Raw genomic sequence first — 21,587 nt, 5'->3', positions numbered from 1 at the left:
CATGGGCGCACATCCGCCACAATGGGGGGATGAGCATTCCGGTATCGGGGACACACTTCGGCCTGACCGCCGGCGACTACCACGCGACGATCGCGTCGGTGGGCGCGACGCTGCGGACCCTGGAGTTCGACGGCCGCGACCTCGTCGTGCCGTTCGACGCCGACGAGGTGCGGCCCGCCTTTCGCGGGGCGACCCTCGCTCCGTGGCCGAACCGCGTGGTCGACGGGCGCTACACCTTCGACGGGGTCGAGCAGCAGCTGCCGCTCACCGAGCCGAACCGCGGGCACGCCCTGCACGGCCTCGCCGCCTGGCTCGACTTCGCCGCCGTCGACCGCGCGGCCGACAGCGTGACCTTCGTCGCGACCATCGAGGCGCAGGCCGGCTACCCGCACCGAGTCGAGGTGAGCGTCACGTTCGCGCTCGACGAGACCGGCCTGCACACGACCGTGACCGGCACCAACACCGGTCCGACGCCGGCGCCGTGGGGCACCGGCCCGCACCCCTACCTGGTCGCCGGGCCCGGCCGCGTCGACGACTGGACGCTGGAGCTGTTGGCCGGTCAGGTGCTCGAGGTCACCGAGGACCGGCTCATCCCGACCGGCCTCGCCGACGTCGAGACGGCGGAGGGCGGGATCTGGGACTTCCGCACCCCGCGCCCGATCGGCGACACCTTCATCGACCACGCCTTCACCGACCTGGCCCGCTCGGCCGACGGCGAGACCGTCGTCCGCGTCACGGCTCCCGGCGGCACGGGCGTCGAGATGGTCTGGGGCGAGGACTGCCCGTGGGTCCAGGTCCACACCGCCGACCAGCCACTCCCCGAGCTGAACCGCCTCGGCCTCGCCGTCGAACCGATGACCTGCCCGCCCGACGCCTACAACTCGGGAACCGACCTCATCGTGCTCGAGCCCGGTGCCTCCGCCTCGGCCTCCTGGACCATCCGCGCGATCTGACGCGTCCCGGCCCAAAGAAGATGCGCGCGGCCTTCCACGACCGGCCGCGCGCACTGCGATGCTAAGGCGCGCCTGCGGACGCCCGCGCTGTACGCGGTGTCGAAGGGCGACACGCCCTCTCGACAGCCGGGCGGATGCGCGTCAGCCGGAACTTCGCCCGCCGGGCGACGCGTCGTCCCGCAACAGCATCGCCGGGCGGACGATCGCGCGCTCCAGCCTGCGGACGACCTGCAGGTAGTCGGCGGTCCAGATGATGCGCACCGCCGTCGCCATCGCGTCCACGGGGCCGTCGAGGTCCTCGCGGACCGCGGCGGCCAGCTCGTCGCTCGCGGTCGGATCCGCCCGATCGGGTTCCGGCAGCGGGCCGAGCGCGACCAGCTGGGCGGCGAGGTCGGCGTACCAGTGCTGCAGCCGGTCCATCGGGTCGAGCAGCGCCTGCCGCGTCGAGGCGTGGTCGCTTCTGGCGGGCGCCTGGCCGCGCCACAGCTCCAGGATGGCGTCGGCCGCCAGCCGCACGCCCGCGACGCCGGTCACGGTCGCGGAGACCTCGGAGAGCGGGCGCGTCTTCGACCCGCGCTCGGTCAGGAACGTGCGGAACGCGTCGTCCAGCCGCCGGGAGGCAGCGGCCGCGCGAAGGGACTGCTGGTGCGGCTCCGGATGCTCCGGCGCGGACGGATCGCAGCGGCCCGCTCCGAAGGCCACCGCCGCCCGGAGGTAGTCGACCCCGGCCAGGTACGCGTCGGCGACCGCCGAGCGGAGTGACGCGGCGGCCCCGCGCGGCCAGAACAGCGCGCCGACGACCAGGCTGACGGCGCAGCCGAGCGCCACATCCTCGATCCGGACGAGCCCGACCGTCCACCCGGCGGGCGCGATGATGTTGAACAGCAGCACGAGCACCACCGTGAACGCCGCCTGCCCGGCCGCGAACGAGATCGCGGAGGGCGCCACCCCGGCGATCAGGATGGCGACCGGCAGCACCAGCCAGAGCACGACCGGGTTGGAGCCGAGCGCGAGCAGCGCCAGCGCTCCGACGACGACGCCGATCACCGTCCCGAGCACACCGCGCAACGCGGTCTGCCCGGTGCTCAGCGCGCTCGACCGGAGCACGGAGAGCGTGCCGAGCACCACCCAGAAGGCGTGCTCGACGCCGGTCAGCTTGGCGATCAGCACGGCGAGGCCGAGGCCGATCGCGCCACGGATGCTGTTGCGCAGCCAGACGGAGTTCCAGCCCACGTACCCGGAGGCGCGCTCGGCCGCGGCGGCGACGGGACCGGCCAGGTCGCCGGGCTGGCGGCCGAGGGTCCGCTGCCACCAGGAGCGGCGCTCCGCCTGTGCGGTCAGGACGATGTTGCGGCCTACGGTCATCACCGCGTAGGCGAGCTCCTGGGCCCGGAAGCCGGGGCCGAGCGCGACGATCACGGCGTCGGCCGACATTCCGGAGCCGCCGTCGCGCCCTCCGAACTCGGCGAACGCGGGCGACAGCGTGGCCGCCTCGACCGAGCTGCGCGCGAACGACAGCCGTTCGAGGGCGGCGTCGAGCTCGGCCGGGTCGCCGCCGTGACCGGCGAGGAGGGCGGCGCCGCGGTCGAGCACGTCGGCCGCGGCCTCCCGGACCGTGCGGGCGGCCTCGTGCGCGGGCGCCGGGGTGTCGTGCGGCATCCGGATGTGCCGGTCGAGCTGGTCGACGACGCTGTTCAGCCAGAGCAGCTCGTCGACCAGGCGCACCACCGTCCGGGCCGGAGCGCTGAGCCCGGTCGGCCGGTACGGGGTCGCGAGGAAGCCGGTGTGCAGGGCGGTCACCGCGGCCTGCGCCTCGGCGGCCGTCGCATCGGCATCCGCGACCGCCGCGGGCGACAGCTCCCCCGGCGCCAGGGAACGGACGCGGGCCGCGAGCGCGCGGCAGGCCTCGGCCGCCCGGCCACGCAGGGGCTCGCGGACGGGCGCCGGCCAGAGCAGCGTGATCGCGGCGACGCTGACCAGCGCGGCGATGCCCCAGCCGAGCAGGCGCGGGCCGACGGAGGCCGGGGTTCCCGGCAGCATCACCGGGAGGATGAAGGTGAGCAGCAGCGAGGTCCCCGCCGAGGCGATGACCGAGCTGACCGACCCGGCGAACAGCACGACGAGCGCGACGACGGCCATCGCCGACGCGGAGAGCCAGACCGGGGAGGACGCGAGCGTCCCCAGCGCGACGAGCGCCCCGCCCGCGACGGCGAGCGCGACCTGCGCCTGCACCCGCTCCCGCAGCGGACCGCCGAAGTCGACGAAGAGCAGCAGCGCGAACGAGCCGAACGCCGAGAACAGCGCCACTTCGGGGCTGCCGATCACCCGGCTCCCGAGCAGGAAGAGCAGCGGAACGGCGATCGCCGCCCGCCCGGCCCGGCGCAGCGCCATCAGCCCGGGATCGTGGCCGCTCAGCCAGGACATGACGCGCACGCGGACCTCCTCCCGCCGGGGCGGCGCCGGCCGGCGCGCGCGCCGCGACCCACACACTAGCGCGGGCGGGCCGTCGCCGGGGTACCGTGGCCAGAGATGAAGGTCACAGCCAAAGCCGGCGGGTCGCGCCCACCGTCCACGAGCGTCCCCCGGCACCCGGCGGGCGTCGGCCGCCCCGCGCTGTACGCGACCGCTCTGGCGGCGCTGGGGGTCGTGTTCGGCGATATCGGCACCAGTCCGCTCTACGCGCTCAAGACCGTGTTCCTGCTCGACGGCGGGGCCGTGCGACCCAACCAGGACGACGTGTACGGCGTGGTGTCGCTGATGTTCTGGAGCATCACGATCATCGTCTCGATCAAGTACCTGGGCATCCTGATGCGCGCGGACAACGACGGCGAGGGCGGCGTCATGGCCCTCGCTGCGCTCGCCCAGCGGCTGTACGCCCACAAGGCGGGCAAGGCCGGGGTGCTGCTCGTGATCGGCATCGTCGGCGTCTCGCTATTCTACGGCGACTCGATCATCACGCCCGCGATCAGCGTCCTCTCCGCGGTCGAGGGCCTCCACGTCACGACGCCGGCGATCTCGCACCTGGTGCTGCCGATCGCGGCCGTCATCCTGATCGCGCTGTTCGCGCTGCAACGGTTCGGGACCGGCCGGGTCGGCGTGCTGTTCGGCCCGGTGATGGTGCTGTGGTTCGTGGTGCTGGCGGTGGCCGGGCTCGGGATGGTGATCCAGTACCCCTCCGTGCTGGTCGGCCTCTCCCCCACGTTCGCCGTGACGTTCATCGTCGCGCATCCCGCGATCTCGTTCATCGCGCTCGGCGCCGTGGTGCTCGTCATCACCGGTGCCGAGGCGCTCTACGCCGACATGGGCCACTTCGGCCGCTCGCCCATCCGGAGGGCGTGGTTCTTCCTGGTGTTCCCGGCGCTGACGATCAACTACCTCGGCCAGGCGGCGCTGGTGCTGAACCGTCCGGAGGCGAAGGCGAACCCGTTCTTCCTGCTGTTCCCCGAATGGTCGCGACTCCCGGTCGTGATCCTGGCGACGGCGGCGACCGTCATTGCCAGCCAGGCCGTGATCTCGGGGGCGTTCTCACTGTCGCGGCAGGCCGTGCAGCTCGGGCTGCTGCCGCCGCTCACCGTGCGGCAGACGTCCGAGCGCGAGGGCGGCCAGATCTACATGCCGGCGGTCAACGTGCTGCTCTTCCTCGGCGTGATGGCGGTCACACTCATCTTCGGTTCGTCCGACCGGCTCTCCACGGCGTACGGCATCTCGGTCACCGGAGCCCTGGTCGTCGACACGGTCCTGCTGCTGCTCGTGTCCCGGAGGCTGTGGAACTGGGCGCCGTGGAAGATCGTGCTCGCGGGCGTGGTCTTCGGCGGCCTCGAACTCGCGTTCCTCGCCGGTAACCTCTCCAAGATCATCAACGGCGGCTGGGTGCCGCTGCTGATCGCCGGGGTCGTCATCCTGATCATGACGACCTGGCGCCGCGGCCGCCGCCTGGTGCAGGAGGACAGGAAGCGCAAGGAGGGCTCGCTGACGGAGTTCATCGAGCACGTGCAGGAGGAGCGGCTGCCACGCGTGCCGGGCGTCGCGGTGTTCCCGCACCCCAACAAGGACAGCACTCCGCTCGCGCTGCGGGCGAACGTCAAGCACAACCACGTGCTGCACGAGCACGTCATCATCGTCTCCGTCGGGTTCGCGCAGGTGCCGCACGTCCCGCCGGCGGAGGCGTTCGAGTACGACGACCTCGGGTACGCGGACGACGGCATCGAGTACCTCGGCATCCGGTTCGGGTTCTCCGACGACCCCGACATCCCGAAGGCGCTGCGGGCGGCCTGCCGTGTCGGCGCGCTGCCGATCAAGGCAGAGGATCTCACCCACGCGTCGTACTTCATCTCGCGCGGCGCCATCCGCACGACCCGGACCAAGAGCATGGTGCGCTGGCGCCGGTCGCTGTTCGTCGCGCTCGCGCACAACGCCGCGGACCCGGCGGCGCGGTTCGACCTGCCGCCGCTGCGCACGGTCACGATGGGCAGCGACGTCGAGATCTGACGGTCAGGCGCCCGACGGCGGGAGCAGCTGGTCCGTCAGCATCCGGCCGAGCCACTCCTCGAACCGGTCGGCACCCCAGCCGGAGTCGACGACGAGCTCGCGGTAGACCCCCGTGGCCGCGAGTGCGCGGTAGACGGATTGCGCCTCGGCGAGCGGGACAGCGAGGACATCCTCGACCGACGCGATGAGCGAATCCATCACCCGGTTGCGCCCGCGCAGCTTCGACCGCAGCAGCACCTGGGTCTCGGCGTCCTCGTCTGCGGCGGCGTCGAGGATGCGGACGACGTCGAAGTCGGTGGAGTACAGCACCGTGAGCCAGTGCGCCGCGCCCAGGATGCGCGCGCGGGGGTCCGGTTCCGCGAGGACCTCCTGGGCGAGCTCGCGGGCCCGAGCACGCTCGAGCCAGCGTTCGCAGATGAGGTTGAGGATCTCCCGCTTCGCGCCGAAGCTCGCGTAGACCGTGCGGGTCGCGACGCCGGCCTCCTGGGCGATCGCGTCGATGCTGGTCACCGCATAGCCGTTCCGAGCGAACAGGGCCTGCGCCGCCACGGCGATCCGGTTCCTCGTCGCCAGCGCCTGCTCCTGCCGGTACGACGTGATCTTGACGTCGGCATCCACAGGGTCGATACTAGTACTGCATTCAATGCAGTATTACTGCACTCAATACAGCATGAGTGCATGACGAAGGAGTCGAGATGTCCGGGAACACCGCGGGATCGCCCGCACTGCGCATCATGGAGCGGATGCTCGTCGAAGGATTCGCCTCGGGTCGCACCGAGGTCGTCGACGAACTGTGCTCGCCCGAGCTGGTCGAGCACCAGTTCGGACTCGCCGGGAACGGCGCGGAAGCGATCGCCAAGATCAAGAAGGGGATGACCGACGTCCATACCGCCATGCCCGACCTGAGCTTCAGCATCGGCGACTGGGTCGAGAGCGGCGACACCATCTGGGTCAGGGCGGAGGGCACGGCGACCAACACCGGTCCTTTCCTCGGGCCGCCCAGCGGGCTCCCCGTGCGGTTCACCGTGCTCGACATCGCGCGAATCGTGAACGGACGGATCGTGGAGCACTGGGGCGTGCCCGACCGGTTCGAGATCCTGGTGCGGACGGGGCGGCTGCCCGTCCCGGCCGCTCAGGCGGGGGCCGGCCGGGCGTAGCTCAGGCCCGGAGACGACGCGCCGGGCCACGCTGGACGCGCCGTCTCGGCCGGGCCACGATGGAGGGATGACGAGCGCGCGCGTGGTCGGGGTCAGCCGGGACGGGGAGCACCGCTTCTCGAAAGAGCCGGAGGAGGCCATCCGGCTCGTGGCGGGCCTCGGCGTCGAAGGCGACGCGCACTTCGGCGCGACCGTGCAGCACCTCTCGCGGGTGCGGCGCGACCCGTCGCAGCCGAACCTGCGCCAGGTCCACCTCATCCACCGCGAGCTCTTCGACGAGGTCACCGCGGAGGTCGGGCCGGGTCAGCTCGGCGAGAACATCACGACGGAAGGGGTGGACCTCCTGGGGCTCCCGCGCGGCACGCGCCTCAGCGTCGGCGACGCCGCCGTCGTCGAGCTGACCGGGCTGCGCAATCCGTGCGTGCAGATCGACCGCTTCCGGCCGGGGCTGCTCAAACAGGTCGTCGCGACGGATGAGGACGGCGCGGTGGTGCGCAAGGCGGGGGTGATGGCCGTGGTGATCGCGGGAGGCGTCGTCCGGCCGGGCGACCGCATCGAGGTTCTGCTGCCCGACCCGCCGCGGGAGGCGCTCGCGCCGGTATGAGCCGGAGGCCGGGGCCCTGCGCCCCTCAGTCGTAGCCGAGGATGACGGAATCGAGCCCGTCGGAGAGCCACACGGGCGCCGTCCACAACGGGCTGCGAGCGGTGTCGCGGGGGACGATCACCCGCTCCTGGTCGACATCGATGTCCACGCTCATGCCGGAATGCTAGGCCGCACGCGCGCGGCCCCGGGATGTACAGCGTGTACATTCCGGGGCCGCTTCGCGACGCGAGGTACAAGCGGTCACGCGCCAGGGAGGGCCACGACCTTCCCGCGCAGGGTGCCGGCCGCCGACTCGGCGTGGATGGCGGGGAGCTCGCTCAGCGGAACCCGACGGGCGATCTCCACGCGCAGCTCGCCGCGGTCGACGCGGGAGACCAGCTCGGCCAGCTGGGCGGCGTCGCTTCGGACGAACACCACGATGCCGCGCACGCCGCGCTCCTCGTCGGAGGGGGCGGGCATCCAGGCCGTGGTGCTCACCACCACGCCGCCGTCCGCGACGAGCGGCAGCAGGCCGGCGAACTCGTCGGGGTCGAGCGGTGCGAGGTTGAGCAGCACGTCGACCGGCTCGGTCACGGCCTCGAGGAGCGAGGTGGTCGTGTGGTCGACGACCTCGTCCGCTCCGGACGCCGCGACGCTGTCACGGCTGCGCGGGCTGGCCGTCGCGATCACGTGCGCACCCGCCCGCGCGGCGAGCTGGACGGCGTAGCCGCCGACCGGTCCGCCCGCGCCGACGATCAGCACGCGCTGGCCCTCGCCGAGCCCGGCGTCGTCGAACAGCGCCTGCCAGGCGGTCAGGGCGACCGACGGCAGATCCGCCGCGTCCTCCAGCGGGATGCTCGCCGGGGCCGCGACCAGGGCTTCGGCGGGTGCGAGCACGTACTCGGCGGCCGCGCCGTCGTCGGTCATCGGGAGGAACCCGATCACGGCCTCCCCGGCGGCGAGCCCGTCGACGCCGTCGCCGAGCGCGGCGACCGTGCCCGACACGTCGTAGCCGGGGGTGTGCGGGAGGGCGACCGGGATGGGGAGGCGCCCCTCCCGGATGCCGCCGTCGGCCGCGTTGAACGCGACGCCGGCGACGCGGAGGAGCACCTGACCCGGACCGGCGGCCGGCTGCTCGATGTCTTCGTACCGCAGCACCTCGGGACCCCCGTGCTCGTGGAACCGTACTGCCTTCATGGCTGACTTCCTTCTCTCGAGACTGTGTGCTTCGAATTCGAAGCATCTGAGAAGGACGATAACACTGCTTCGAGTTCGAAGCAAGTAGAATGTCGACATGTCCGACGAACGACCCGCTCTCGACCCCGCAGAGCTGAGCGCCTACTTCTCCCTGATCGAGGTGAGCAGCCTGCTCAAGCACACGGTCGAGCAGCAGCTGCGCGAGGCCGGCGAGCTCAGCTACGTGCAGTTCCAGCTGCTCGCCCGGCTCGGCGAGGCGCCGGAGGGAAGCCAGCGGATGACCGACCTGGCGGACGGCGTCGTCTACAGCCGCAGCGGGCTCACCTACCAGGCACAGGTGCTCGAGCAGCGGGGTCTGGTGACGCGGGCGCCCGGCCGGGACGACGAGCGCAGCGTCACGGTGACGATCACCGATGCCGGGCGGGACGTGCTGGCCGCGGTCTTCCCCGGCCACATCGCGGTGCTCCGGGAGCTGCTGCTCGCGCCGCTCACGCCGGACGACGTGGCCGAGCTCGACCGCGTGCTCGGCCTCGTGCGCGACCACATGCGCTCGAACCCGCCGAGGTCGGCCGCGCCGCGCCGCCGCCGCTCGTCCTCCTGAGCCCTCCCGGCGCCGCGGTCACCAGCCGTGGGTGTTGAACCATTCGCGGGAGCCGGCGCGCTCCTCGTCCGTCTCACCCGGGTCCGTCGTGTCGTGCTCGACGAGCCGGCCGTCGGAGTCGAGCGCGACGAAGCGGAGGCAGTGCGGACACAGCGCACGGCCGCCAGGGAAGCCGTCATCGAGCGTCGCGGCCGGCTCTCCCGGCTCGCCGGAGCCCGGGCAGCGCGGCGGGTCGGCCTCGACATCCGACCAGAGCAGGCCCTGCCGGCGGTGCAGCCCGGGATGGCCCAGCGGCCGCTCGCAGCGGCGACCACCGCGGCGGCTGGGGCAGAAACGGGGACTCTCCACCCCTCGAACCTAGCCGCCGAGCGCGTCAGGCGTCGGGGTCGTCGCCGTAGGCTCGCACCTCCTGCGGGCAACGGCAGGCCTGCGCGAGGCGGGCGGCCCAGCACAGGGCGTCCTCCTGCGTCGGCACATCGACCACGGTGAGACCGCCGTCCAGCACGCGGCCACCGAACCCGCCGGGAGTCGTGGAACCGTCACGGTCGACCAGCACCGGCGCGACGCTCTCGTCGATGCCGCCCGCGAAGACGAGGACCCCGGCGTCCTTCATCTCCTGCACGGCGGCGTGCGAGTCGGTCACCACCTGCGGCATCTCCTCCGGCGTCAGCTGCATCGCCTCGCTCGGGAACCAGATCGCGTACTTCGTCATCGCTTCTCCTCAGTGCTCACTGCATGGGGGTGTCGCGGCTCGGGGCCGGCCAGATGTACGGGAGGTCGTCCGGCACGTCCGGGAACAGCGGCCGGTAGAACTCCGGGTCCTTGCGCACCAGGTTCGACTGGTGGCTCCGATGGAAGTCCGCGTCGCCGACCCAGGGTGGCAGCTCGAGGTCGTCCTGCGCCAGGTCCGCCACCTCCGGCGCGAAAGCCAGTACCTGCGGGCGGACCGTGTCGGCGTGCCCGAGCTCGATCCAGGCGTCGGCGGACTCCAGCGCGTACTTGGTCAGCGCGGGCAGGTAGCCGCGCCACATCTTCGCCGCCGGGTGGTGCCGCCAGCCGTACCCCTCGACCGTGATGGCGCGCAGCACCTGCAGCGCCTCGACGCGCTGCTTGCCCATCCGGGCGCGGTCGAGCGAGCGCACGCTCTCCGCGAAGGACGGATAGGGCAGGAAGGTCTGCACGCCCACACCGTACGCCGGTAGCATTGTCCCGTCCGGCGGACGACCGCCGGTGCTCGAAAAATGGGCACGAAGCCACCGAGACGGCGCGCGAGACACATACGGAACCCGTCCCCTCCGTCTGTCTCGAAAGGTGTTCGCCATGCCCTCCGTCTCCGCCCACGTCGCCGCCACCCTGTCCTCCCACGTCAGCCACGTCTTCGGCGTGATGGGGAACGGCAACGCCTACTTCCTGGATGCGCTCGAGCGGCAGAGCGGCGTCGCGTACTGCGCCATGCGGCACGAGGGCGGCGCCGTCGTCGCGGCGGACGCGTACTACCGTGCGTCCGGACGGCTGGCGGCCGCGACCGCGACGTACGGCGCCGGGTTCACGAACACGCTGACCGCGCTGGCGGAGGCGGTGCAGGCGCACATCCCGCTCATCCTCGTGGTGGGCGACGAGCCGACCTCGGGGCCGCGGCCGTGGGACGTGGACCAGATCTCGCTGGCCGCCGCCGTCGGCGCGCGCACCTATACGGTCGGTCGCGCGGACGCCGCAGCGACCACCGCCATCGCCGTCGAGCACGCACTCACCTACCGGGTGCCGACGGTCATCGCCATCCCCTACGACGTCGCGACCCGCGAGGCAGGGCCGGTGCCGCAGGCGCCTGAGCCCGTGCTGCCGTCGCCGCTCGCACCGGCGGGCCCGTTCGCCGAGGCCGCGGTCGACGCCGCGGCCGCCGCCCTGGCCGCCGCGCAGCGCCCCGTGCTCGTGGCCGGACGGGGCGCCTGGCTCTCCGGCGCCGGCGCGGCACTCGGCGCCCTCGCCGACGCGACCGGCGCCCTGACCGCATCGACCGCGCTCGGCCGCGGCGTGTTCCCGGATGCGCGCTACGACCTCGGAGTCACCGGCGGCTTCGGAGCCGAGGGCGCGATGGAGCTCATCCGTTCGGCCGACGTCGCACTCGTCGTCGGCGCGTCCCTCAACCAGTTCACGATGCGGTTCGGCTCCCTGTTCGCACCGGGCACGACGGTGATCCAGGTGGATGTGGCGCCCGCCGCCTCCCACCCGCACGTCGGCGCCTACCTGCGCGGCGACGCGCGGCTGGTCTCGGAGGCGCTGCTCGAGCGGGTGCGCGCGATCGGCGCGGCACCGTCGGGCTGGCGGGAGTCGGTGGGCGTCGACGCCGCCCGAGCCCACCACACCGGCGACGGTCTCGCGCCGGACGGCCGCCTCGACCCGCGCACGGCGGCCGCCCGCCTGGCCGAGCTGCTGCCCTCGGACCGTGTGGTCGTGTCCGACGGCGGTCACTTCATCGGCTGGGCGAACATGTACTGGCCGGTCGCCTCGCCGGACCGCATGATCATGGTCGGCACCGCCTACCAGTCGATCGGGCTGGGCTGGCCGAGCGTCGCCGGTGCCGCGCTCGCGCATCCGGAGTCCACCATCGTGCTCACCACCGGCGACGGGGGCGGCCTGATGGCGCTCTCGGATTTGGAGTCGGCCGTGCGCGTCGCCGGCGGCCGCGGGCTCGCGGTGGTGTGGAACGACGCAGCGTACGGCGCCGAGGTCAACCTGTACGGGCTGAAGGGCCTTGCACAGGAGCCGATGCGCATCCCCGAGGTCGACTTCGCCGCCCTCGGCCGCGCGGCGGGCGCGGAGGGCGTCGTGGTGCGCACCCCCGAAGACCTCGACGCCCTGCGCGAGTGGACCGCCCGGCCGGCCGCCGAGCGCCCGTTCCTGGTGCTCGACCTGCGCATCTCCGGCGCCGTCGTCGCGCCGTACCAGGAGGAGATCATCCGCGTGAACTCGTAGCGCCACGCCGATTCGTGACGAATCGCGGCGATTCGTGACGAACGGACGCGATTCGTCACGAATCGCGGCGGTCAGGAGGTCGCGCGGCGGACGGCGTCCACGATGCGCGTGGCGCGGTCGTCGGCGCCCGCCTCCATCCAGTTGGTCACGAAGGCGAAGCCGAGACGGGCGGCGCGGTCGGCGAAGGCGACCTGGCCGCCGGCGCCGTCGTGCCCGAGGCTGTGCTCGCCGAGGTAGCGGCGCGCCTCCGAGTCGAGCTGGAAGCCGCGCCCCCAGCGCGGCCACGGGCCGGGCGTCGGGAAGACCGGCTCACCGCCGCTCTCCGGCACGAGAGCGCGGTCGAGCACAGCGTCGTCGAGCAGGCGGACGCCGTCCGTCTCCGCCACCGTCGACGACCACAGGGCGGCGAGCGCATCGGCGGTCGCGATGCCCCCGGCTCCCGGGATCTGCGCCGCGTGCACCCGCGGGTCGTTGAACCCGCCGTCCGGCGTCACCAGGTGCGGCGGGAAGGCGCCGCCGAGGGTCATGGCGAGGGCCGTCCACGGCGACTCCGCCCGCTCCAGGTCGCGACCGGCCTCGAGCTGGCTCTCCGACGCCTGCAGGTGGGCCACCCGCTGCTCGCGGTCGGCGGGCAGGCCGACCCAGAGGGAGTCGGACCAGGGCGCGGCGAGCTGCGCCAGGTACTCCCCCGGCATGAGCCCCGTGGCGCGGCGGACCAGCTCCCCGGTCAGCCAGCCGTGCGTGAGCGCGTGGTACGCGTAACCGGTCCCCGGCTCCCACAGCGGCTCCTGCGCGGCGAGCTCCGCCGTGACGACGGACCAGTCCAGCGCCTCGTCGAGGGTCAGCCGGCGACGCAGGGCGGAGAGGCCCGCGCGGTGGGAGACCAGCTGCGCCACTGTGACGTCCTCCTTGCCCGCCGCGGCGAACTCCGGCCAGTAGCGGGCGACGGGCGCGTCGTAGTCGAGCAGGCCGTCCTGCACCAGACGCGCGACCAGCACCGACATGACGCCCTTGGTGCACGAGAAGACGACGGAGGCCGTGTCCTCCGTCCACGGCTGCCCGTCGCGCTCGTCCTTCAGGCCGCCCCAGAGCCGGACGACGGGTCGGCCGTCGACCCGCACCGCGAGCCCGGCGCCCATCGTGGGGCGCCCGGCGAACGCGTCGGCGAACGCCTCGGCGACCTCCTCGAATCCGGGCTCCGCCGTCCCGTGGATCGCCGTCCCGTCCAGCTCCGTCGTCATGAGTTCTCCTTCTGCAGTTCTGCGTCGGCGAGGCGCGGTCGCTCGCCCCCGACGTCCAGGTCGATCGGGTCGCCGAGGCGGCCCCCGAAGCCGGTGCCGTCGCCGGTGTTCTCGAACGCGAGCAGGCGCGGAAGCCCGTCGCGGCCGTGCACGACCCGGCCGGCGTAGAAGCGCTCGTCGACGAGCAGCTCCGCCGCCTCCAGATCGTAGCCGCCGGTCGTGGATGCGGCGGGCGCGATCCACACGCCGCCGGTCCCGCCCTCCCGGTCGCCGGCGAGGTGCGCCGCGTCGCAGGAGAACAGCAGCCACGCGCGACCGCCGAGCGTGACCGTCTGCGGCACCTCCAGGTGCGCGAACCCGGTGCCGGGCGCGGTCAGCGGCGGCTGCACCGTCCACTGCTCGAGATCGGCGGAGGTCGCGTGCCCGACGACCCCGCGGTCCCGACGCGACCGGCCGTCGCGGGAGCGCGCCGTGATGAGCATGTGCCAGCCGTCGCCCTCCGGGTCGGGGAAGACCCACGGATCGCGCCACGCCTCCTCGTGCCAGGTGCGGTCGGGCAGCACTTCGTACCAGCGCGGGTCCGCCTGCAGCCGCAGTGCCGCGTCCTTCGTCCAGGCGAACAGGTCCTCCGAGCGGGCCACGCCGATCGTCTCGATGTTCGTGATCTCGGCAGGCGAGAGGAACGCGGAGCCGGTGTAGAACATCCGCCACACGCCGTCGTCGCCCCGCACGACGCTGCCGGTCCAGGTCGCGGAGGCGTCGAGGTCGGCCGGCCCGCCCGGTCGGAGCACCACGCCGTGGTCCTCCCACTCCGTCAGGTCGCGCGAGGTGGCGTGCCCGATCCGGGCGTTGCGGTGCCGCAGGTCCGGGTCGCCGAGCGACGCGGGCGCGTGCAGATAGTAGAGGTGGAAGAGCTCGCCGTCGTCGGCGACCCAGAAATCCCAGACCCAGTGACCGTCCTTGCTGAAGCCCATCCCGTCAGCCCTTGACCGCGCCCTGGATCAGCGCCTTGATGAACTGGCGCTGGAAGATCACGAAGATCAGGATCGTCGGCAGGATGATGATGAGCGCACCCGCGTTCAGCAGCGGGATGCTGAGGCTGTACTGCCCCTGAAAGAACGTCAGAGCGCCCGCCACCGTGCGCTGCAGCGGGTCGGCGATGAGCACGACGGGCAGCAGGAACTGGTTCCAGGTCCAGAGGAACAGCAGGATGGCGAGCGCCGACAGCGCCGGGCGCGCCAGCGGCAGGTGGATGTGGCGGAGCTCCTGCCACATCCCCGCACCGTCCACCCGCGCCGCCTCGGAGAGCTCCGCCGGCACGCCGACGAAGTGCGCGCGCATCCAGAACACGCTGAACGGCATGAACAGCCCGATCAGCGGCAGGATGATGGCCCACTGGGTGTTCAGGACGTTCAGCGACTGCATCTCGTAGTAGAGCGGGATGATCAGCGCCTCGAACGGGATGGTGAGCCCGAGCACGAACAGCACGAGCACCGCCTGCGACCCCTTCATGCGGAGGGCGCCGAGCGCGTAGCCGGCGAGCCCGGCGATCACCAGGCTGACCGGCACGACGCCGAGCACGATCAGCAGGCTCGAGCCGAGCAGCTCCCAGACGTGGCCGGTGTTGAACGCCTCGACGAAGTTGCCCCACTGCGGGTTCGTCGGCCAGGCGAGGCCGGTCGGGTTGACGTCCGCCGGCTGCAGCGCGGCCGAGACCATGTTCAGCAGCGGGATGACGGTGAGGACGAGCACGAGGACGAGCAGGACGCGGCCCGTCCACTTCTCGATCGGGTTGACGATCATTTGTCACCGACTTTCGAGAGACGCTGGATGGGGAGGACGACGGCGAGGACGAGGATCATCAGCACGATGCCGAAGGCGGACGCGAGCCCGACCTCGCTCTGGGTGAAGCCGATCCGGTAGATCGAGATGCCGGGCACGAGCGTCGCGCGGCCCGGGCCGCCGAGGGTCGTCGTGTAGATGATGTCGAAGCTGCTGAGGGCGGCGATGATCGTGATGGTGATGAGCACCGCCAGCTCCTGCCGGAGCCCCGGGATGGTGATGGTGAAGAACTCCCGCCACCACCCGGCGCCGTCGAGGCGGGCGGCCTCGTACAGAGAGGTGTCGATCTTGCCGATGCCGGTGAGCAGCAGCACGGTGCAGAGGCCCGTCAGCGTCCACGAGCCGATCAGGCCGACCGCGGGGAGCGCGGTTTGGTAGTCGCCGAGCCACGGCCGGGCGAGGCCGCCGAGGCCGACCCAGCCGAGGATCTGGTTGACCGCGCCGGTCTGGGCGTACATCCACGACCAGGCGATGCCGGCCGCGGCGAGCGGGATGATCTGCGGGAGGAAGAGCACCGTCTGCGAGAAGCTGGAGAAGAATCCGGCGCGGATGGAGCGGATGAGCGTCGCCAGGACGAGACCGGCGGTCACCGGGATGACGGTGAAGAACGCGATCAGGACGAACGCGTTGCGGATCGCCCCGAGCAGGTCGGGGTCGGTGAACACCGTCAGGTAGTTGGCGAACCCGACCCAGGTGGAGGCGCCGATCCCGTTCCAGTCGTAGAACGAGAACTGCACGCCCTGGATGAGCGGCCACAGCACGAAGGCCGCGTAGAAGAACAGGGCGGGGGCGACCAGCAGCCAGCCGATCCTCCCGGCCCGGCCGGGGGCGCCCCGCTTCCGGGGCGCCGGCCGGCCGGCGGTGCTGCTCGACGCGGCCCCGCGCGCGAGGTCGCGAGCCGCCCGTCGCGCCGACGGGGTGGGGCGGATCGTGTCGTCGCCCGTGCGGGGCCGCGTCGAGGTCATCGTTACTTCTTCACTTCCTGCTCGTAGAAGGCCTGGACCTTGTCCACGAACTCCTGGCCGCTGATCTTGCTCGTGACGAGCAGCTGCGACTCCGGGATGATCGCGCCGGCGTAGATGCCCGCCGTCGTGTTCGCCATGAAGTCGACCTGACCATCCTCCTTCGCGATCTGCGCCGCGGCCGCCAGGACCTGCTCGGTGATGGAGCCCTTCTCGACCTTCGGCTGCGCCTGCGACGGGTCGCCGCCGGGGGCGGCGCCGGTCACGTCGACGACGATCTGGCGCGCCTTGTCGTTTGTGTGCACCCAGTTGAGGAAGTACGCCACCTCGTTCAGGTGCTTCGACTTGGCCGCGGCCGAGAAGGAGTTCGCGGCACCCATCGCGACGTGGTCGCCGCCCTTCTTCGCCGGGGGCACGAGGAAGAACGTGACGTCCTTGCCGAGCTTCTTCGCGTAGTTCGCGGCCTCCCAGTTGCCGTTGAAGGTGAAGACACCGCCGCCGTCCTGGAACCGGCTCACGAAGGTGAAGTAGTCGAGGGCGTTGATATCGGACGGGAAGTAGCCGGCGTCCGCCCACTTGCGGATCAGCTCCGCACCCTTGACGTTGCCCGGCGTGTTGTAGGTCGCGCCCGGCTTGTTGAACATCCAGTCGAGGAACTGCTGTTTGTCGGCGTACTGGTTCATCGCCGCCTGGACCGTGAAGTTCACGACGCCGTCCTTGTCGCCCTCGACCAGCGGGGCGATCCCGGCCGCCTTCGCCTTGGCGAAGTCGTCCTCGAGCTCGGCGAGCGTCTCCGGCGGCGCGCTGATGCCCGCCTGCTGCGCCAGCTTGGTGTTCATGAAGATGCCGGTGACGCTGTAGCCGAGGCCCAGCTGGTAGAGCGAGCCGCTGCCGCGGACGCCGTCCTTGGTCATCCGCAGCGGCGCGAGCTGCGCGGGCGACCACTTGTCCCATCCGTAGGCCTTGAAGAACGGGTCGAGGTTGGCGACCAGGCCGTCCTTCACCGTGTCGCCGAGGGTCGGCAGGCGGATGAGGTCGGGCGGGGTGGAGCTCGCCAGCAGCTTCGGCGCGTTGGCGGTCAGGTTCTGGAAGGTGTCGCGGGTGATCTTGAACGTGATGTTCGGGTGCTGCTTGGTGAACTCCTTGGTGAGGTCGTCCGTCAGCGGGAAGCCGGTCTCGTCGGCGATCGTCAGCTGCACCTTGTCCTTGGTGAGCGTGGTGCTGACGTCGGTCGCCGTGGTGGCGCCGCCGGTGGAGGATCCGGGTGCGCAGCCGGCGAGGGCCAGTGCGGTGAGCGAGACGATGATGCCGGCGGCGGCAGTGCCGCGCACCCGCCTCACGCGCGTCGGTGTGGACATGCAGGACTCCTTCGTCGAGGTCCGGGACTCGGTGCGATCCCGGTGCTAAATGCTTTCAGCAGGCCCTATACTGAGTTACGCCGCGCCGATTGTCAACTGGCCGCCGCGACCGATGGGGGGAGCGGGATACGATCCCGCAAGGAGGAGGACGACTCGATGTTGAGCAAGCGCGTGACCCTGGCCGACGTGGCCAGGAAGGCGGGCCTGTCCGTCTCCGCCGCGTCCATGATCCTGAACGGGCGGCCCGACACGCGACTCTCCCAGGACGCGCACGACCGCGTCCACGCCGCCGCCGCCGAGCTCGGCTACCGGCCGAACGTCGCGGCCCGCGGGCTCAAGACCGACAAGACCCACACCTTCGCCTTCGTCTCCGACGTCGTCGCCACCACCCGATTCGCCTCGGGCCTCATCAAGGGGGCGCTGACCGCGGCAGAGGCCGCCGGCCACGTCATGATGGTGCTCGAGACCGGCGGCGACCCGAAGCGCGAGACGGAGGCGATCGGCGCGGCCCTCGACCGCCAGGTCGACGGCATCGTGTTCGCGACCATGCGCGCCCGGGAGCTGTTCCTGCCCGAGATCCGGATCGAGACGCCGGTGGTCATGCTGAACGCGACCAACGCGCGCTTCCCGCACGCGGTGCTCCCCGACGAGTACGGCGGCGGCCGCGCGGCCGTGCACGTGCTCACCGACGCGGGCTTCCGCGAGGGCATCGCCCTGCTCGGCCAGAGCGACGCCAAGGAGAAGGGGCTGTTCCGGTCGGCGACCGTGGCCCAGCGCGTTGCCGGGATCCGGGACACGATGGCGGAGCTGGGGCTCGACTTCGTGTCGGAGACCTCCGTGTGGCTGTGGGAGCCCGACGAGGGCTACCAGGCGACGAAGCGCCTGCTGCGGCAGAAGAACCCACCTAAGGCGATCGTCGCGATGAACGACCGGCTCGCCTTCGGCGCCTACCAGGCGGCGAGCGAGGCGGGCGTGCGCATCCCCGAGGACCTGTCGATCGTCTCGTTCGACAACGACGAGCTGGCCGCCTACCTGCGGCCGGGACTGACGACCGTCGCACTTCCGCACGAGGCGATGGGCTCGCGCGCGGTGGAGCTCATCCTGCAGCCGGAGCCCGCCGGCGAGACGCTCATCCCGATGCCGGTCATCACGCGCGACTCGGTGCGGCCGGTGGACTGAGCGGATCCCGTGCGTGGACGACTGGAGACAATTAGTGCAATAATGATTCGTACACGAATGAATCGTGGAGAGGATCATCATGGCAGGCCGCATGTGGCGCTTCTACGAACGCGCCAACGACGTCGTCCGCACCTTCACCGGCCCGGCGCAGCTGGGCGCGGGGCACCCGGAGGAGCCGGACGTCCGCCGCACCGACGCCGCCTGCCCGCTGTGCGGGAAGCCGCTCGACCAGCACCGCATCGAGCGCTTCGAGGACTCGCGCACGTCCACACGCATCCACTGCCCGTGACGACGACGGCCAACCCGCTGGCGCTCGAGAGCCAGGTGTGCTTCGCCCTCTCGGTGGCTGCGCGCTCGGTGATCTCGGCCTACCGGCCGGTGCTGGAGCCCGTCGGGCTGACGCATCCGCAGTACCTGGTCATGCTCGCACTCTGGGAGCACGGCGCGCTCTCCGTCCGGCGGCTCTCCGAGCTGCTCGCCCTGGAGCCCGCCACCGTATCCCCGCTGCTCAAGCGCCTGGAGGCGCTGGGCTACGTCACGCGCGAGCGCTCCTCGCGCGACGAGCGCGTGCTCGAGGTCGCCCTCACCGAGTCGGGCCGCGAGCTGCGGTCGTACGCCGAGACCATCCCCGGCACGATGATGCAGCGCCTCGGGATGGACGCGGACGAACTGCGCGAGCTGCACGCCACGATGACGAAGCTGATCGCGGCGGCCCGCCCGGCCGACTGACCGCGCGACTGCGCCCTCCCGGAACGTCTGCGGGTGCGCGAGCACCCGCAGTTGCGACGCGGCGCAGCAGTCGCGCCCGATCGTGGATGTGTCCAGGTATTCCGTCGTCCCCTGCCTTCCAGCCCCGTTCGCCGCACGGTGTCATGGGTGAGTCCCGGCGAGCGCCGGGTGACGAAGAAGTCAGGAGCTTGGATGTTCACCAAACGCCTACTGGGGCTCGGCGCCGCGGCGCTGCTCGGCCTCACCGCGGTGACGGCGTCGGCCTTGCCGGCGTCCGCCGCACCGGACACCGCCGCACCCGCGAAGGCCGCCACGCCGTCGCAGGACGTGCTGAGCGCAACGCCGTACGCCGGCTGGAACACGTACTTCGGTCTCGGCGGCGACTACACCGCCGCCCAGGTGCTCGACGTGGCCGACCACCTGAAGTCGAGCGGCCTCGCAAAGGCGGGCTACGACATCGTGTGGCTCGACGGCGGCTGGCAGTCGTCCACGCCCCGCGGCGCGGACGGCCTGCTCCAGGGCGACCCCGCGCGCTTCCCCGACGGGATGGCCGCGCTTGCCGCCGCCATCCACGCCAAGGGTCTCAAGGCGGGCATCTACACCGACGCCGGCCCGTACATCCCCGGATCGTGCGGTCTGGGCAGCTACGGGCACTACCAGACCGACGCCGACACCTTCGCCGCGTGGGGTTACGACGCGGTGAAGGTCGACTTCCTGTGCGGCATCGCGGCGAACCTCGACCCGAAGACGGTCTACACGCAGTTCGCCGACGCGCTGCGGCACAACAGCAGCGGCCGGCCGATCATCTTCAACCTCTGCAACCCGGTGACCTCGCCCGACTGGGGGAACTACCCCGAGTCGCAGCAGTCGACGAACACATGGAGCTACGCCCCGGCGATCGCGCAGTCCTGGCGCACGTACACGGACGTCGGCTTCGTGAACTCGATCAAGTACACGGACGTGCTGCGGAACTTCGACGCCAACGCGCGCCACCCCGAGGCCGCCGGTCCCGGCCACTGGAACGACCCCGACTACCTCGGACCCCAGCTGGGCATGACGGACGAGGAGTTCCGGTCACAGATGGCGCTGTGGTCGATGTCGGCCGCCCCACTCGTGGTCGGCAGTGATCCGCGCACCTTCAGCCAGGCGACGATCGCGGCCCTGACCAACCCGGACCTCCTCGCCATCGATCGCGATCCGCTCGGCAAGCAGGCCGTTCGGGTCGGATCCGCCGGAACGACCGAGACGTGGACGAAGCCCCTCGCGGACGGCTCCACTGCCGTGGCGCTGGTCAACCGCGGCGACGTCCCGGCCGAGATCGCGACGACGGCCTCCGCCATCGGTCTCAAGGCCACTCGCGTCGCGATCAAGGACGCGTGGACGCACGCTGTGACAGAGAGCAAGGACGCCATCCGCTCCCAGGTTCCCGCCCACGGTGTCTCGGTGCTCGTCGTGTCGAAGAGCACCGGCGCCCCGCAGAGCCCCCGTGTCCTCGTCGCCGCCCCGACCGTCACCGCCGTGAACGGCAGCGCGATCGCGCCGACCGGCGACCTGCTGGCGAGCGCAGGCTCGACGCTGGATGTGCGCGTCACCCTGCGCAACGACGGCACCACGCCGGTCGTCGCGCCGAAGACCACGCTGAGCGTCCCGGACGGCTGGACGGCGAAGGCCACCGGCTCGCAGCCCGCGCTGCTCCTTCCGGGGCGGACGGCTACGGCAGCCTTCGCGGTGACGATCCCCGCCGCTGCGGTCACCGGGCCGTCGGCCATCGGAGCCTCGGTCCGGTTCACCGGCATCCGGGGACAGGTCACGGTCGCCTCGCCGCCCGCGACGGTGACGATCGCGCCCGCTCCCCCGTCGGGTCCCGACCAGCCGCTGTCGCACCAGCCGTGGGTCTCGGCCAGCAGCGGATGGATGACGCCGGCGATCGATCAGAGCGTCGGCGGCGGCAACCCGATCCGGGTCGCCGGCGCCACGTACTCGACCGGTCTCGGCGTGGCGAGCCCGTCCGACATCCGCTACTACGTCGGCGGCGTCTGCACGCGGCTGACCGGAGCCGCCGGGATCGACGACGTCGTGAACAACGTCGGCCCGGAGGGCGGTACGGCTACCTTCTCCCTGGTCGCCGACGGCAGGACCGTGTGGGAGAGCGGTACGGTCTCCCGTGGCACCGCCGTCTCGTTCGACGTGGACCTGACCGGCGCCCGGGAGCTGGTGCTGCACGTCGGCGATGCCGGCGACGGCGGCTACAACGACCGCGCCGACTGGGCGGCGCCGCTGATCAGCTGCAACTGATCGGATGATCGGAGCCGGGGCGTGAGGAC

General features: G+C 72.0%; 22 protein-coding genes. 10 read left to right on the top strand and 12 right to left on the bottom strand.

All coding sequences use genetic code 11. From position 1 onward, the window contains the following. Positions 1 to 29 precede the first annotated feature (29 nt). Positions 30 to 953 (top strand): aldose 1-epimerase family protein, encoded by a 924-nt coding sequence (locus P5G59_RS18665; RefSeq protein ID WP_301220525.1) that lies wholly within the window; start codon positions 30 to 32, stop codon positions 951 to 953. Between the two features lie 141 nt (positions 954 to 1,094). Here the strand turns inward: P5G59_RS18665 and P5G59_RS18660 are convergent, their stop codons facing one another. Further along, a complete protein-coding gene (locus tag P5G59_RS18660; protein ID WP_301220613.1) occupies positions 1,095 to 3,377 on the bottom strand; it encodes an FUSC family protein in 2,283 nt (760 codons plus the stop codon). 105 nt (positions 3,378 to 3,482) lie between these two features. Here P5G59_RS18660 and P5G59_RS18655 point away from each other — a divergent pair, with 105 nt between their 5' ends. Further along, a complete protein-coding gene (locus tag P5G59_RS18655; RefSeq protein ID WP_301220524.1) occupies positions 3,483 to 5,441 on the top strand; it encodes a potassium transporter Kup in 1,959 nt (652 codons plus the stop codon). Positions 5,442 to 5,444: 3 nt separating this feature from the next. Here the strand turns inward: P5G59_RS18655 and P5G59_RS18650 are convergent, their stop codons facing one another. Beyond that, positions 5,445 to 6,059, bottom strand: coding sequence for a TetR/AcrR family transcriptional regulator (locus tag P5G59_RS18650; protein WP_301220523.1), 615 nt, complete (start codon positions 6,057 to 6,059; stop codon positions 5,445 to 5,447). Between the two features lie 77 nt (positions 6,060 to 6,136). Here P5G59_RS18650 and P5G59_RS18645 point away from each other — a divergent pair, with 77 nt between their 5' ends. Next, positions 6,137 to 6,598, top strand: coding sequence for an ester cyclase (locus P5G59_RS18645; RefSeq protein WP_301220522.1), 462 nt, complete (start codon positions 6,137 to 6,139; stop codon positions 6,596 to 6,598). A gap of 67 nt (positions 6,599 to 6,665) precedes the next feature. Continuing rightward, on the top strand, positions 6,666 to 7,202 hold the full coding sequence (locus P5G59_RS18640) for an MOSC domain-containing protein (RefSeq protein ID WP_301220521.1): 537 nt from the start codon (positions 6,666 to 6,668) through the stop codon (positions 7,200 to 7,202). A gap of 25 nt (positions 7,203 to 7,227) precedes the next feature. On the opposite strand, the gene P5G59_RS18635 is transcribed toward P5G59_RS18640, so the two are convergent. Together P5G59_RS18635 and P5G59_RS18630 are read right to left on the bottom strand one after the other, a co-directional pair. Next, positions 7,228 to 7,356 carry a hypothetical protein gene (locus tag P5G59_RS18635; RefSeq protein WP_301220520.1) on the bottom strand — a complete coding sequence of 43 codons (129 nt, stop codon included), beginning with the start codon at positions 7,354 to 7,356 and terminating at the stop codon, positions 7,228 to 7,230. An 86-nt stretch (positions 7,357 to 7,442) separates the two neighbouring features. Next, on the bottom strand, positions 7,443 to 8,378 hold the full coding sequence (locus P5G59_RS18630; RefSeq protein ID WP_301220519.1) for an NADP-dependent oxidoreductase: 936 nt from the start codon (positions 8,376 to 8,378) through the stop codon (positions 7,443 to 7,445). A 97-nt stretch (positions 8,379 to 8,475) separates the two neighbouring features. Here P5G59_RS18630 and P5G59_RS18625 point away from each other — a divergent pair, with 97 nt between their 5' ends. Further along, positions 8,476 to 8,979, top strand: a complete 504-nt coding sequence (locus P5G59_RS18625; RefSeq protein ID WP_301220518.1) for a MarR family winged helix-turn-helix transcriptional regulator — start codon at positions 8,476 to 8,478, stop codon at positions 8,977 to 8,979. A gap of 18 nt (positions 8,980 to 8,997) precedes the next feature. Here the strand turns inward: P5G59_RS18625 and P5G59_RS18620 are convergent, their stop codons facing one another. Genes P5G59_RS18620 through P5G59_RS18610 form a run of 3 tightly spaced genes read right to left on the bottom strand, consistent with a single transcriptional unit; the run spans position 8,998 to position 10,160 of the window. Then, complete coding sequence (locus P5G59_RS18620) at positions 8,998 to 9,327, bottom strand: hypothetical protein (RefSeq protein ID WP_301220517.1); 330 nt, start codon at positions 9,325 to 9,327, stop codon at positions 8,998 to 9,000. Positions 9,328 to 9,352: 25 nt separating this feature from the next. After that, positions 9,353 to 9,691: a YciI family protein gene (locus P5G59_RS18615; protein WP_301220516.1), complete on the bottom strand. Its 339-nt coding sequence runs from the start codon at positions 9,689 to 9,691 to the stop codon at positions 9,353 to 9,355. A gap of 16 nt (positions 9,692 to 9,707) precedes the next feature. After that, complete coding sequence (locus P5G59_RS18610; RefSeq protein ID WP_301220515.1) at positions 9,708 to 10,160, bottom strand: MSMEG_6728 family protein; 453 nt, start codon at positions 10,158 to 10,160, stop codon at positions 9,708 to 9,710. 139 nt (positions 10,161 to 10,299) lie between these two features. Here P5G59_RS18610 and P5G59_RS18605 point away from each other — a divergent pair, with 139 nt between their 5' ends. Continuing rightward, positions 10,300 to 11,952, top strand: a complete 1,653-nt coding sequence (locus tag P5G59_RS18605) for a thiamine pyrophosphate-binding protein (protein WP_301220514.1) — start codon at positions 10,300 to 10,302, stop codon at positions 11,950 to 11,952. A gap of 71 nt (positions 11,953 to 12,023) precedes the next feature. Here P5G59_RS18605 and P5G59_RS18600 read toward each other — a convergent pair whose 3' ends face one another. From P5G59_RS18600 to P5G59_RS18580, 5 genes are read right to left on the bottom strand one after another with little or no spacing between them, the layout of a single operon-like run. Further along, positions 12,024 to 13,193 carry a serine hydrolase domain-containing protein gene (locus P5G59_RS18600; protein WP_301220513.1) on the bottom strand — a complete coding sequence of 390 codons (1,170 nt, stop codon included), beginning with the start codon at positions 13,191 to 13,193 and terminating at the stop codon, positions 12,024 to 12,026. Then, a complete protein-coding gene (locus P5G59_RS18595) occupies positions 13,190 to 14,167 on the bottom strand; it encodes a glycoside hydrolase family 68 protein (protein ID WP_301220512.1) in 978 nt (325 codons plus the stop codon). Before P5G59_RS18595 ends, P5G59_RS18600 begins: the two co-directional genes overlap by 4 nt. 4 nt (positions 14,168 to 14,171) lie before the next feature. Beyond that, positions 14,172 to 14,996 carry a carbohydrate ABC transporter permease gene (locus tag P5G59_RS18590; protein WP_301220510.1) on the bottom strand — a complete coding sequence of 275 codons (825 nt, stop codon included), beginning with the start codon at positions 14,994 to 14,996 and terminating at the stop codon, positions 14,172 to 14,174. After that, positions 14,993 to 16,000 carry a carbohydrate ABC transporter permease gene (locus P5G59_RS18585; protein WP_301220509.1) on the bottom strand — a complete coding sequence of 336 codons (1,008 nt, stop codon included), beginning with the start codon at positions 15,998 to 16,000 and terminating at the stop codon, positions 14,993 to 14,995. The genes P5G59_RS18590 and P5G59_RS18585 overlap by 4 nt, the downstream gene beginning before the upstream one ends. A gap of 2 nt (positions 16,001 to 16,002) precedes the next feature. After that, complete coding sequence (locus P5G59_RS18580) at positions 16,003 to 17,355, bottom strand: ABC transporter substrate-binding protein (protein WP_301220508.1); 1,353 nt, start codon at positions 17,353 to 17,355, stop codon at positions 16,003 to 16,005. A 156-nt stretch (positions 17,356 to 17,511) separates the two neighbouring features. On the opposite strand from P5G59_RS18580, the gene P5G59_RS18575 reads away from it, so the two are divergent. From P5G59_RS18575 to P5G59_RS18560, 4 genes are all read left to right on the top strand, one after another. Beyond that, positions 17,512 to 18,534, top strand: coding sequence for a LacI family DNA-binding transcriptional regulator (locus tag P5G59_RS18575; protein ID WP_301220507.1), 1,023 nt, complete (start codon positions 17,512 to 17,514; stop codon positions 18,532 to 18,534). A 79-nt stretch (positions 18,535 to 18,613) separates the two neighbouring features. Beyond that, positions 18,614 to 18,823, top strand: a complete 210-nt coding sequence (locus tag P5G59_RS18570) for a hypothetical protein (protein ID WP_175335778.1) — start codon at positions 18,614 to 18,616, stop codon at positions 18,821 to 18,823. Continuing rightward, positions 18,820 to 19,263 carry a MarR family winged helix-turn-helix transcriptional regulator gene (locus tag P5G59_RS18565; protein WP_301220506.1) on the top strand — a complete coding sequence of 148 codons (444 nt, stop codon included), beginning with the start codon at positions 18,820 to 18,822 and terminating at the stop codon, positions 19,261 to 19,263. Before P5G59_RS18570 ends, P5G59_RS18565 begins: the two co-directional genes overlap by 4 nt. 192 nt (positions 19,264 to 19,455) lie before the next feature. Then, entirely contained in the window at positions 19,456 to 21,558 is a 2,103-nt protein-coding gene (locus tag P5G59_RS18560; RefSeq protein WP_301220505.1) for an NPCBM/NEW2 domain-containing protein, read from the top strand. Positions 21,559 to 21,587 lie beyond the last annotated feature (29 nt).

It is taken from the genome of Leifsonia virtsii (assembly GCF_030433675.1).
Lineage (GTDB): Bacteria > Actinomycetota > Actinomycetes > Actinomycetales > Microbacteriaceae > Leifsonia > Leifsonia virtsii.
The sequence above is the reverse complement of the archived record's forward strand: the minus strand, read 5'-3'. Positions and strand labels throughout refer to the sequence as shown.

Coding starts and splice junctions, on each gene's coding strand:
- P5G59_RS18605 (WP_301220514.1), top strand. CDS start 10,300: ATGCCCTCCGTCTCCGCCCACGTCGCCGCCACCCTGTCCTCCCACGTC.
- P5G59_RS18575 (WP_301220507.1), top strand. CDS start 17,512: ATGTTGAGCAAGCGCGTGACCCTGGCCGACGTGGCCAGGAAGGCGGGC.
- P5G59_RS18600 (WP_301220513.1), bottom strand. CDS start 13,193: ATGACGACGGAGCTGGACGGGACGGCGATCCACGGGACGGCGGAGCCC.
- P5G59_RS18645 (WP_301220522.1), top strand. CDS start 6,137: ATGTCCGGGAACACCGCGGGATCGCCCGCACTGCGCATCATGGAGCGG.
- P5G59_RS18580 (WP_301220508.1), bottom strand. CDS start 17,355: ATGTCCACACCGACGCGCGTGAGGCGGGTGCGCGGCACTGCCGCCGCC.
- P5G59_RS18665 (WP_301220525.1), top strand. CDS start 30: ATGAGCATTCCGGTATCGGGGACACACTTCGGCCTGACCGCCGGCGAC.
- P5G59_RS18595 (WP_301220512.1), bottom strand. CDS start 14,167: ATGGGCTTCAGCAAGGACGGTCACTGGGTCTGGGATTTCTGGGTCGCC.
- P5G59_RS18570 (WP_175335778.1), top strand. CDS start 18,614: ATGGCAGGCCGCATGTGGCGCTTCTACGAACGCGCCAACGACGTCGTC.
- P5G59_RS18625 (WP_301220518.1), top strand. CDS start 8,476: ATGTCCGACGAACGACCCGCTCTCGACCCCGCAGAGCTGAGCGCCTAC.
- P5G59_RS18560 (WP_301220505.1), top strand. CDS start 19,456: ATGTTCACCAAACGCCTACTGGGGCTCGGCGCCGCGGCGCTGCTCGGC.
- P5G59_RS18590 (WP_301220510.1), bottom strand. CDS start 14,996: ATGATCGTCAACCCGATCGAGAAGTGGACGGGCCGCGTCCTGCTCGTC.
- P5G59_RS18615 (WP_301220516.1), bottom strand. CDS start 9,691: ATGACGAAGTACGCGATCTGGTTCCCGAGCGAGGCGATGCAGCTGACG.
- P5G59_RS18660 (WP_301220613.1), bottom strand. CDS start 3,377: ATGTCCTGGCTGAGCGGCCACGATCCCGGGCTGATGGCGCTGCGCCGG.
- P5G59_RS18640 (WP_301220521.1), top strand. CDS start 6,666: ATGACGAGCGCGCGCGTGGTCGGGGTCAGCCGGGACGGGGAGCACCGC.
- P5G59_RS18655 (WP_301220524.1), top strand. CDS start 3,483: ATGAAGGTCACAGCCAAAGCCGGCGGGTCGCGCCCACCGTCCACGAGC.
- P5G59_RS18630 (WP_301220519.1), bottom strand. CDS start 8,378: ATGAAGGCAGTACGGTTCCACGAGCACGGGGGTCCCGAGGTGCTGCGG.
- P5G59_RS18585 (WP_301220509.1), bottom strand. CDS start 16,000: ATGACCTCGACGCGGCCCCGCACGGGCGACGACACGATCCGCCCCACC.
- P5G59_RS18635 (WP_301220520.1), bottom strand. CDS start 7,356: ATGAGCGTGGACATCGATGTCGACCAGGAGCGGGTGATCGTCCCCCGC.